At 48.4% G+C, this 11,661-nt stretch carries 9 protein-coding genes; 5 read left to right on the top strand and 4 right to left on the bottom strand.

The genetic code is table 11. The features are described 5' to 3' along the window. The first annotated feature begins 8 nt into the window (after nucleotides 1-8). A complete protein-coding gene (locus tag PTW35_RS26335) occupies nucleotides 9-1,313 on the top strand; it encodes an anaerobic C4-dicarboxylate transporter (protein WP_281028153.1) in 1,305 nt (434 codons plus the stop codon). 660 nt (nucleotides 1,314-1,973) lie between these two features. Beyond that, the gene (locus PTW35_RS26330) at nucleotides 1,974-2,342 is read left to right on the top strand and encodes a carboxymuconolactone decarboxylase family protein (RefSeq protein WP_281028152.1); all 369 of its coding nucleotides are present in this window, start codon (nucleotides 1,974-1,976) and stop codon (nucleotides 2,340-2,342) included. A 75-nt stretch (nucleotides 2,343-2,417) separates the two neighbouring features. Here the strand turns inward: PTW35_RS26330 and PTW35_RS26325 are convergent, their stop codons facing one another. Beyond that, nucleotides 2,418-3,860, bottom strand: a complete 1,443-nt coding sequence (locus tag PTW35_RS26325) for an amidohydrolase (protein ID WP_281028151.1) — start codon at nucleotides 3,858-3,860, stop codon at nucleotides 2,418-2,420. Between the two features lie 153 nt (nucleotides 3,861-4,013). Here PTW35_RS26325 and PTW35_RS26320 point away from each other — a divergent pair, with 153 nt between their 5' ends. After that, nucleotides 4,014-4,301, top strand: a complete 288-nt coding sequence (locus PTW35_RS26320; RefSeq protein ID WP_281029155.1) for a DUF393 domain-containing protein — start codon at nucleotides 4,014-4,016, stop codon at nucleotides 4,299-4,301. A gap of 53 nt (nucleotides 4,302-4,354) precedes the next feature. On the opposite strand, the gene PTW35_RS26315 is transcribed toward PTW35_RS26320, so the two are convergent. Both PTW35_RS26315 and PTW35_RS26310 read right to left on the bottom strand, forming a co-directional pair. Continuing rightward, a complete protein-coding gene (locus tag PTW35_RS26315) occupies nucleotides 4,355-4,882 on the bottom strand; it encodes a hypothetical protein (RefSeq protein WP_281028150.1) in 528 nt (175 codons plus the stop codon). Further along, complete coding sequence (locus PTW35_RS26310; protein ID WP_281028149.1) at nucleotides 4,879-5,913, bottom strand: LacI family DNA-binding transcriptional regulator; 1,035 nt, start codon at nucleotides 5,911-5,913, stop codon at nucleotides 4,879-4,881. Before PTW35_RS26310 ends, PTW35_RS26315 begins: the two co-directional genes overlap by 4 nt. Before the next feature lie 191 nt (nucleotides 5,914-6,104). Between PTW35_RS26310 and PTW35_RS26305 the strand changes: the two genes are divergently transcribed. Together PTW35_RS26305 and melB are read left to right on the top strand one after the other, a co-directional pair. Continuing rightward, nucleotides 6,105-7,907, top strand: coding sequence for a glycoside hydrolase family 36 protein (locus PTW35_RS26305; RefSeq protein ID WP_281028148.1), 1,803 nt, complete (start codon nucleotides 6,105-6,107; stop codon nucleotides 7,905-7,907). A 40-nt stretch (nucleotides 7,908-7,947) separates the two neighbouring features. Beyond that, nucleotides 7,948-9,312 carry a melibiose:sodium transporter MelB gene (gene melB, locus PTW35_RS26300; protein ID WP_281028147.1) on the top strand — a complete coding sequence of 455 codons (1,365 nt, stop codon included), beginning with the start codon at nucleotides 7,948-7,950 and terminating at the stop codon, nucleotides 9,310-9,312. A gap of 81 nt (nucleotides 9,313-9,393) precedes the next feature. On the opposite strand, the gene PTW35_RS26295 is transcribed toward melB, so the two are convergent. Further along, on the bottom strand, nucleotides 9,394-11,661 hold the full coding sequence (locus PTW35_RS26295; protein WP_281028146.1) for a heparinase II/III family protein: 2,268 nt from the start codon (nucleotides 11,659-11,661) through the stop codon (nucleotides 9,394-9,396).

Raw genomic sequence — 11,661 nt, 5'->3', positions numbered from 1 at the left:
GGTATCCAATGATTATTATCCATGCGTGTTTACTATTAGGTGCGATTATCCTTGCCGCCCGTCTCGGCGGGATCGGGGTTGGTTTGGCGGGAGGCTTGGGAATGGCGATTGCTGTTTTCGGTTTGGGCTTGCCGCCAGGGGATATTCCGGTGTCGGTGATTTTGATCATTATGTCGGTGATCCTCGCCTTGTCTGTGATGCAGCAGGCTGGCGGGATGAGCTACATGGTCAATGTCGCCGAACGTATGCTGCGTAACCACCCGCGGCATATCAATATTTTGGCGCCTGCCACCACGTTTATTCTGACTACCTTGGCCGGAACCGGCTATACCGCGATGTCAGTACTGAACGTTATCCAGCAGGTTGCCAAGGAAAACGGAGTGCGTCCTAGCCAGCCATTGAGCTCGGCGGTGGTTGCCTCGCAGATAGCGATCACTGCCTCGCCGATTTCGGCGGCGACGGCTGCGATGTATGTGGTGGTGGAGCAGATGGGGGTGAGTTTTGGTACCGCACTGAGTGTGATTATGCCGGCAGCCTTGTTCGGTGTCATCGTGGCGTCGTTTATTGCCAGTCGACAGGGCTGCGAGCTCAAGGATGATCCGATTTTCCAAGAGCGAGTTGAAAAAGGCTTGGTTAACTTTACCCCAGAGCAGCAAAAGCAGCAGGCTCCGTCGGAAGAGGCGAAGCGGTCGGTATGGCTGTTCCTGGCGGGGGTTGTATTCATTGTGGCTTTGCTTCTATTTAAGCCTCTGTTGGGTCATGACTTAGGCTCGCGCGATATCATTGTTATCGTGATGCTGCTGGTGAGCTTTGTGACGGCCATGGTGTGTAAGGTACCACTGACTTCAATCAAGAAAGCGCCGATCTTTGCCGATGGCGCCGAAAGCTTGGTGGTTATTCTGGGTATCGTATGGCTTAGCGCAACGATTATTGGCGTGCATATTCCTGCAATTGAGTCAGTGGCTGGTGGGGTGCTTGAGCAGTATCCGGCCTTGCTGGCAGTGGTCTTTTTCGGGACGTCGGCGCTGCTATTTAGCCAAGGGGCAACCAGTGCTCTGCTGATCCCGATTGCAGCATCGCTCAATGTCGACCCTGCCACTATTTTGGCAAGTTTTGTTGCAGTCAGTGCGCTGTATATGACCAACATCTATCCAACGACGGCGTTCGCAATTGCCACCGATGACACGGGGTCCTTCTTGAGCCGCAAGTGGAACGGTTGCTACATCGTCAATCACCCGTTCTTCCTGCCGGGTATGCTGGGTATTGTGGCCGCGGTACCGTTTGGTTTCTTGCTGGCGAGCATGTTTGTCTAGGGAGGACGATTGAGTCAATGGGCTCAAAGTAAAGCGCCCCGGCAATGTGATTGCTGGGGCGTTTCTGTATTCGTTGAGGTTGATGGGATGATATCTACCATCAGAACTATATATGGCGCAAATTAGATTAGTTCTCGTCGCCGAAGTTGTAGTGAATGAAGCAAACCGCTCCTGAGATCAGAGTGCCGAGTGAAAAAATGACAAATCCCATACGTTTCTCCTTTCAAGCTCATAAAGCTATTTAACTTGAAAACATCATGGCATATCAGGATCAGAGCAGGTAGAGATGTAGATACCACTTTTGACAGATCCGCCATCATTGATTCGTGCTAGCTCACAAATTTTGATATTTTTCTCTAAGTTTGCGAGGGGTTTTTGTCTATTAGTGGCGTTTTATTTCAATTAGTGGCGAGTTTTTGAGGTTAATATTCTGCTGGGTAACTAACGCATGGCTTCATCCTGCCGGTAACTCTTGGCATCATGCAGGTTGCAGCACGCAGGGCATTCATTGTCGGTGCAGACTACAAGCATCCAGTTTGGTTATCTGTTTTTGTCTGTTACATCATTAGCAGTGAAATTGAGTTGGCTGGGGGGCTAATGTAAGCTTGGCGGCTTTATTGATTTAGTTGTCAAAACATAACATTAGCTCGATATAACAATATGGATAATAGATATTTACGTGGCGTGGATAAACTCAATGAGCTTGATCCCAACGCTGTAGAAGCAATGACTGAAAACTTTAGTGAGGTTTGCCCAGATCTCGCCCGCTACACCATCGAATACCCTTTTGGCGATGTCTTGCAGCGGGAAGGGCTGGACTTCAAGACCCGGGAGCTTGCAACGATTGCCGCCTTAACGGCGATGGGGAACTGCCAGCCACAGCTCAAGGGCCATATCCAAGGCGCGCTCAATATTGGCTGTACAAAGACAGAGATCACCGAGATTATCTTGCAGATGTCGGTCTACGCCGGGTTTCCTGCCGCTATCAATGGCATGAATATCGCCAAGGAAGTGTTTGCTGAAGAGTAAGAACAGTTCTAATAAATGATAAAAAGGCGACATCATGCCGCCTTCTGTTATCTAATTGCACACAAATTAGGTGTGTTACTGCATCAAGCTTTTTGACTTGATCGCCTTTTTCGATAGTTCTTTGGCAAACTCAGCAATATCGGCTTCAATCGCTCGCACTGCCTGCTGCATTTCGGCCATATCGATGTTCTTGATTTCCCGCTGTTCCATCACGATGTCGCCATTGACGATGGTGGTGCTGACATTGCCTGGGTTGGCCTGGTACACCAAGGTCGCGTATGGGTTGTAGTTCGGCATCATGTTCGGCGATTGGGTTTCGACAATGATGATATCTGCTTTTTTACCCACTTCCAGCGAGCCGATTTGATCTTCCATGTGAAGTGCCCTTGCGCCACCTATGGTGGATAGCTCAATCACTTGCTCGGGGATCATAATGGTGCGGTCGTTATGCTTGAGACGCTGCATGTTGGCGGTGTAGCTTAAGGTCCGCCACAGATCGACCTGGTTCGAGCTCATCGGCCCGTCGGTGCCTAGTCCCAAGCGCAATCCCTGGCGGTACATTTCCCATGCCGGGGCAATACCGGTTGCACCTTTGGCATTGGCCATCGGGTTGTGTGCCACGCTGGCACCCGCCTGTTTGATCAGGTCGATGTCATTCTGGTCGAGATGGATCCCGTGGGCCAGCACCATGCGGTTATCCAGTACGCCGATTTCCTTCAGCCATGCCACCGGACTGAGTTGTTGGTCATTACCTTCGATACGCTCGGCCTCATTGCCGAATTCGGCAACGTGGATCAGCACAGGTGCATCAAGCTTGGCTGACAGGCGGTTGATCTCCTGCAGCTTCTCTTTAGAAACGGTATAAACCGCATGCGGCGCGAAAGCCGGGGTGATCAGCGGATCGTTCTGGTATTGCTCGATAAACTGGGTGGCGTACTCAATACCGCCATATGGTTCGGGGGCATCGACCACCGGGAATTTAATCACAGTTTCACCGAGTACCGCACGGAGGCCGACTTCTTTGGTGGCACGGGCCATGTCATCGACGTGGTAGTACATGTCGGCATAGGTAGTTACACCGCTCTGGGCCAGATCGACCGCCCCCAGCTTGGTCGCCTGATAAATCAAATCGCGGCTTAGCTTCTCTTTTTCCAGTGGGAAGAAATAGGCAAACAGACGGTTTTCGATCCCTTCTTCACCCAAGCCGCGGAACGCGATCATCGGCAGGTGGTTATGGGTGTTGATCATCCCCGGCATGACAATGCCGTTTTCGGCATCGATAACCTTGGGAGCCTGATATCGGCTCAGTAAGCTTGCATCACCGACAGCGACGATGGTGTCGTTTTCGATGACGATAACACCATTTTCTATCACATCTTTTTCATCGTTGATGGTTAACACCTGGCCATTGGTAATGATCAGGCTGGCATTATACTGAGATTCGGCTTGGGGTTCGGCAACGGTTGAACAGCCTGCCAGTAGCAGGGCGGAAGTAATGATCGATATTCTGGTTTTCATTGTGACTTAGCGGAATGTTGAGAGAAAGGCTCATGCATTCTAGGTATCAACATGCCGCGTGGCAATCGTTTGCTGTTTGTAGTGGGAGCCGATTCACGCGCAGAGATCGGTTCGTCATACTCGCGCGTATAGTCTTATACCTAAACTTAAGAGATAACTATGTTAATCGTATTTTATGATGGTTCGTGCCCATTATGTGCAAGAGAAATGGCGATGAAAATCCTTCATGGCGAGCTTGATGGCAAGCCGTTATACGGCCTCGATGTCACTTATCATGCCTGGCGTTTGGTGGGAAAAAAGTGGCGAGTAGCATTTCTGCGTTGGTGGTGGGTTAAGCCCGTTGCCGACAGGGCTTATCTGTTCTTTGCCAAGCATCGGCAGGCGATCTCTAAGCTGTTTGTCCGCAGGTTTCGTTGTGATAATAACTCTTGCTATAAGTAACCATCTATCTGAAAGCAATATCTCAGAAAAGCAAAGTATCAACGCCTTGCTAACTAATTTGCGCCGTAGTCGAACTCAGCGCCATCCAAGCTTAGGCATTTGGGGTTGTAGGTCATGGTATCCAGTGCCTGTTTGGGAATAATCGCCATCGTACCGTCTTTGTAGGCAATCTCTGCCGATTCGATGGTGGCGCACACGATACTTGTTGAACTAGAAACTCCTTGTGTCCACACGTTGTCCCACAAAGGGTGTGCCCCACCTCCCGGCTTCAAAGGTTGGTTAAAGCGCAGGGCTTTTAAACCGCCTTGCTCACCACTTTGTTTATTACCTCCGACTAAAGCCCTTTGCTGATTAAAGGCTCTGACATGAAAAGTCATCGATTGGATTTCCCTCGGCGAAGCGTTGCGCAGGTAAACCCGAAAACCGTTTTCCCCCTGATGGTTTGTCGCTGTGGTGCCAAAGTGGGTGATGGCAATGAGCTTTTGCGGGTCGGCTTCGGCGTCCAGTTCAAACTGGTTTCTCATTTCGCAGCCGCAAAGCAGGGTAAGCGCGGTTAGGAATAGCGTCTGTTTTACCGTCACACCTCCTTACTCGGCTTAGGCTGGCTGGAGTCGCGGGCGAATAATTTGGTTGAAATGATAAATTCGGAATGACTTTCATCCCTGAGTAGGGCTTCGATAGTGGTCTCCGCCATTTCTTTGTAATCGACAGCAACAGACGTCAGGCTTGGCCTTTGGTATGAATTAAATGCAATGTTATCAAAGCCGGCAATACCCAACGACATCAGGTAGTCTTCATTCTTTTCTCGCATTCGGCCGATGAGGCCGTAAGCAATGATATCTGAGGCGCAAAGTATGGCATCCGGTTGCTTTTGTGCTGCAAGTAATTGATCGGCTGCTTGCGCACCGAGTTTCTCTGAGTAACCGCAGTCAAGTTTATGAGCGCTGAGGCCATGCTCTTCAATGGCACGTAAGTATCCATGTTCACGGCTTCTTGCTGACTGCTTGTCAGGATCGCCTGCGATCAAGGTGATTTGGGTATAACCATTGGAAATTAAGTGCTTAGTGGCAAGATAAGCACTCTCTTCATCATTGGTGGTAATATTGACGCCTGCGCCTTCTGTGGCGATTTTCCTATCGATAGAGGCTATGTTGTATCCTGCGTTCACCAAGTTATCGATAAAGTGGCTATTGTCTGTTAACCCAAGAAATACCGCAGCGCATATTGCTTTGGAGTCGAAATTTTCTTTGATTTGGCGCTCGATCTGCGTTTGATCTTCGTTTTCATGGATAAGTTCGACCATCAAAGAATGATCGTGCAGTTTGGCGGCAAAGATAAAGTGGGAAATGATCCCCATCACATACGATGAATCAAGGTTGTCGAGGTTGCCTGCATCCATGTCATTTTTCGTTGCATGGATATACAAGGCGACAACTTTCTGTGGAATCCCCTTAAGGACAGAGGCGAACTTGTTGGGTTTGTAGTCATGCTTTTTGATAACAGCCAACACTTTCTTTTTAGTGTCCTCGGGAATATCAGGGTAGTTATTGATCACCTTAGATACGGTACTTCGAGACACACCTGCCAGTTTTGCAATTTGTGAGCTATTCATCGCCCTCTGATTTTTCATCGTAACTTCAGTGAATTAGAAACCCGTGTCACCATAATACAGAATCACGCTACGCATTAAAATTCAAAATTTCTATACCTATCACAAATCACTAACAGCTGTTAGTGCTAGTATTTTGACCAGCGAACAGCTGTTCTTAAGTTTAGGTTGCACACTTTCAAGATGGGGTGAGTATGAAAAAATTGCTATCGGTCGGTCAGTTCAATATTTGTCTGGAGGGGGAAGAGCTTCCTGGTTCACTGCTTTATGGGCTCAGTACTCGAAACGAGGGAGATGTTCTTTTTATCGATCTTTTGATAAAAGCGGAGCTGCCAACTGTATTCCCACCATGCAGGCTTGATGTGTCATGTGATTTGAATGACATGCACTCATTGTGGACGCCTTGTTTACATGGTCATCCTAAGTCGATTAGAAACAAAGGGATCCCAGAGATCTGGACCAACTTTTCCAGTCACATCAGTCATGTTTCACCGGTTGGTTGCTTTTATAACGTGCAAGGCCAGAACAAAGTCGCGTTTGCCTTTTCAGACATCAAAAACATTGTGCGTGTTCATGCGGGTGCATACGAGGAGGAAACAGCCGCCAAGATCATCATGCACTTGTTTTCCACACCAACGGAGCCGATGACGGAATACCGCGCAACACTGCGTCTCGATGTAGCGGATGTGAATTACCATCAGGCTATTTCAGGTCTGAGCCGATGGCACGAAACGTTAATGGATAGTAGCCAAATGCCTGTACCTGCCCCGGCAATGGAACCGGTCTACTCCACCTGGTATGCCTTTCATCAGCAACTCTCGCAGGATGGCATTGAGCAGCAGTGTAAGATAGCCGCTGAGATGGGGTGCAAAACCATTATTCTTGATGATGGCTGGCAGACCGATGATAGTAACCGCGGCTATAAGTATTGCGGTGACTGGGAAGTTTCTGCTAACCGGTTCCCTGATATGGCGGCCCATGTCAAGCGTGTGCAGGCAATGGGGATGAAGTACATGCTTTGGCTCAGTGTACCTTTTGTTGGCCGAGGCTGCCGAGTTTGGCAAGACTTTGAGTCTAACTTATTGTTTTACAGTGAGAAGAACCAGACCGGTACGCTAGACCCCAGGTACCCGAAAGTACGTGAGTTTCTGGTTGGGACTTATACCCGACTGGTTCAGGAATATAATCTTGATGGGCTGAAATTGGACTTTATAGATGAGTTCGATATGAGCTTTGCAACCGGTACTGCGCTTGAACCAGATAAGGATCGCGATACCGAGTCATTGCCCGAGGCTGTAGATAGGTTGATGATGGCAGTCCGGAAGTCGCTGCAGGCCATCAATTCGGATATTTTGATTGAGTTCCGCCAGCGTTATATCGGTTCTATGATCCGTAAATACGGTAATATCTTTCGTGTCCATGATTGCCCCCATGATTCTATTACTAACAGGGCGGGGATCATGGATTTGAGACTGTTTTCTGGCGATACAGCTGTTCACTCCGACATGTTTATCTGGTCCGAGACAGATACAGTCGAGAGTGCCAGTTTGCAGTTTATTAATACTTTATTTTCAGTCCCGCAAATATCCCCCAATTTAGGGACATTACCTGATGAACATTTGCAGATGTGCCGGCATTGGCTGTCCTTCTGGAAGGAACATAAACAGGTTTTATTACAAGGAGAGTTGAGATCCTGCTATCCAGAAATGCACTACCCAATTATTGAATCACAGTTGGGTATAGAAAAAGTAATCACACTTCATGCTGCGATGATATGTGACATCTTCACAAACAAGGAAGAGTCAATCACCGTAGTTAATGGTGCAATGGTTGAGCGTATTTGCATTAAAACTTCAATAAATGTTTTGGCAAATATATCTGTATTCAACTGCCTTGGTAAAAAAGTTTGTGACTTACCAGAGGTAGAATTAACAGGGATAAAAGAAATACCTGTTCCCAAATCAGGTTATTTAAAGATTGAAAAATCCAATATCTAACGAAAGCAACATCTAGTATCTAACTATAATAGGTAACGCTATGATTAATGCTATAAGTAATAAAGTTAATTTAAGTACAAAGATAAGTTTTGGTCTGGGCGGTTTTGGTAAAGACTTCGGCTTAAATGTTATTAATGTCTTTCTGTTCTTTTATTATACCGATGTCGTAGGTGTCTCCGCGGCTTTTATCGGAACGGTGTTTTTGATTGCGAGAATATGGGATACCGTCAATGACCCTATGATGGGGTACATTGTGGCGAAAACCAAAACGCGATGGGGCCGATACAAGCCATGGATCCTGATTGGGAATATCCTAAATGCTGTATGTATCATCGCACTGTTTTCGGCCCATACGCTTGAAGGTACGACTCAACTAGTATTCATAGCTGTTACTTATATTGCGTGGGGGATGACCTACACTATGTTGGATGCGCCATTTTGGTCGTTAGTACCTACTATCACGTTGGATAAGTCAGAGCGAGAGGGATTGATGCCTTACCCTCGATTATTCGCCACTGGGGCGAGTTACCTGGCCGGTGGTGCTGGTGTTTATGCGGTTAATCATCTAGGTGGCGGCGATCAGGGGTTAGGCTATATGATGTTCGGCGTTATTGCCGCTATCCTGGCTGTGGCCAGTGCGGTGATCACCTGTATCTGGACGAAGCAGAATTTTGAGGAAGATCCCGAGGCGGCAAGCAGGTTTGATTTGAAGAGTGCCCGTACCGCCATATTCAAAAATGACCAATTCCTTGCATTGATTGTGATGGCACTGTTCTATAACGTTGCAGTGAATTTGATGAATGGCCTCAACCTTTATTTTTTCCAATATGTATTGGGTGACTCAAAGTTGTTTTCCATTTCAATGCTATGGGGAGGAATATTTGGTGTAGCATCATTGGTGGTATTTAAACCGTTAGTCAATAAGTTTGGGCGTAAGCGTTTATTTAACTGCTCACTACTGATGCCTTTAATGGCCGCTATTACCCTTTACGTTACCGCCAACTTCGCTCCAACATCTACCGCACTTGTTGCCTTGGCTGGCATATTTAATGGTTTGTCTTCTGCATTATATTGGCTGATTGTATTAGTTATGGTTGCGGATACTGTTGACTATGGTGATGATAAGCATGGCGTTCGTTCTGAAAGCGTGCTGTATTCTGTCAATACACTGGTAAGTAAATGCTCGGGTGCTTTAACGGGGTTCCTGGTGGGGATTTCACTAACACTTATCGGTTATGTGCCGAATCAAATTCAGTCCGAAGCAACAACGATGGGTTTACAGTTCATCTATTTGGCACCAGCACTACTATGTTTGGTTTCTTACTTTATCTACAACAAGATGTATCTTCTAAACGGTGATGAGTTGGATAGAATCCAGACTAATCTCGAAGTGAAGTACAGTTAACTATCATTTTTAGGTAATTGAATAAAAGTAACCCCACCGGATGAAAATCTGGTGGGGTTTTCTCTTTGTGTAAACTAAACCTTAGCCAACCGCGACTTTCTCCTCAGCTTGTTGGATATCCACACTGTCGTTATTGAAGTCGATGATAATGGTGTCTTCGCTGGTGAATATTGTCAGCGTTTGGTTGCTACCGAGCTGATGGGCGATAGGCTGCTTCTCACAGCAAGAGACAATCAGGTGCTCTTGTTGCTCTGGCAACGTCCACTCTAGGTGGTACATGTGCTTACTGGCATCGGAGATCACCTCTTCATCGTGTGAGGTGTCATTGTCATAGCCAAAAGATAGCTGTGGGCTGATTTGGTCATGGCTTGGCAAGCTAACCTGATAATTACAGCCTTGTCCTGCGAGGTTAACGTGCTGGCCATCAGCAAATACATCAAGCGGGGAATGCAACCGCCACTGGACTGGCTTCGCCTCGTACAGCGAGATCTGATCGCAGATCAGCACTCCCTTGCCGTCTACCATAATCAGGGTACGGCTGTAACGGCGGGTGTCCTCATAGGCAAGCGCCAGCTCGAGTTGAACCAGGCTCCAGCCCATGCCTTGCTCTTGGCGCAGTACTTTGGCAGTCGCAGCCTCGTTATCAAGGATTTGGCCTTTATCACCTCCCTTACCTGCAAAGAGTGGCAAGTTATGGGCCTGGGTGGTGCGGGTCCACTGGCTGTGGTGGCCGCTGCCAAACCGATAGCCGTAGCTGCCGCTTGGGGTCAGGATGCTTTCTCCGTCATCAAACAAGGCAAAATTTCCCTGGTCGGCATGACGGTGTGAGCTGTTGCCAAATTGGCTCGCCCGGTAGTAAAGCGCCAGTTCATTCGCCTGCATTTTGCCAAGCCCGGCAAAGGCATAGTATTGGCTATATAGCGTTTCTTTGTTATCCAAGTCAGCATTATCTATGCCTTTTTCATCTATGCCCTTTACATGGGGCGTATTATTCTCAGCATAGGCCAATTGCTTAACCGTAGGGACGACATCCAGCAAATGCAGGTGGAATACCTCGATTTTGGCTTCTAGTTGCTTGCAGGTTTCACGGGCGTGCTCGTCACCGAAACGCTCGGCGTAGATCCGCAGCGGGTTCTGGGCAAAAAAGCCCGGCCACTCGCGACCATCGCGCTTGCACCAGAAGCCGTCACCGAACGGGTGGATATCTTGTTCGGGTGCCACAAAGTCCATCGCAAACTGGCAGTAGCTTTTGTAAAACGGGTGGTCATAGAAAGAGAACCCGCTTAGCCGTTCAACCGAAAGGAAGAAAGGGTGGTGCCACTTGCTGTAAGACGATGAGTAGAATGGCCCTTCCGCCCAACTGCCATCTTCGCCTCCATAAAATGGCAATACACTCTGGTAGATCATCAGGGCGTAGTTGAGCCAGCGCTCGCACACCTGCTCATCATATTCTTTATGGAGTGCCAGTGCCGCGACACCCAGGTAAGCAGGCAAGCGGGAAGTGTGCGAATGGCCTGGGAACTGCTTGAACTGATCTTGCTCTAACCGCTGTTCCATTTGATAGGCAATGCGAACCAGCATCGGTTTGATAAAGTCTTTTTCGCTGTCGGTCAGCAGCGGTGCCAGCCAGTGATAAGCAAGATACAAATTGCGGGCCAGAGAGAGGCCGACCTCGTCGCCCCAGGTGCAAGGGCGCAATAGTGAAGCCGGGCCTTCCGGGCTCCATTCCGCCAGTCGTAACAACAGTTGTACCGCGAGTTCGCCACTGTCTTGCTCGCCCCAAATTTTGTAGAGCAGGGTCAGGGCCATCAAATCGCGATCAATCCATTTGCGCACGTTGGCAATGGCTGTGCGCTTGCCTTCTTCCTGGCCGCGGCGGTAATGCGTCGGGTATCTGATGGCATCAATATCAACCAGCTTCGCCGTGTTTTGGAATTTCTGATAAGACTGCGCTGAAAAATCACGAACGCTCGGGATATCCTGGTCAAAATACATCAAAAACTGCTGGTGTTTGCTGCACAACTCGAACAGCTCCATGGCACTTGGCGGCAGGTATTTTTCGCTCTGGCTGTCAATGGAAAACGTCATCCACTGCGAGGTGTTATTGTCGGTGTCCTGTACCCGCCAGCGGTATTGGCCTGAAGATAATAGGAATGGCAGGCGGAACGGTGAGTTGGCATTCTCCCAGCGCCATTGCAGTTGCTTTTCGACATGCTCCAGTTCGATGCTGTAGGTGGCTTGGTAGTCTGACTGCGGCCAGTTGAAACTCGGTGGGTTAATACGCGCAGATTTATTTTGCTCCGGCGTCACAAATTTTTGGAAGTCATGGGTTCGGCGTAGAGACAGCAT

It is taken from the genome of Photobacterium sp. DA100, from assembly GCF_029223585.1.
GTDB lineage: Bacteria > Pseudomonadota > Gammaproteobacteria > Enterobacterales > Vibrionaceae > Photobacterium.
This window is presented reverse-complemented; position numbering and strand designations above follow the sequence as displayed.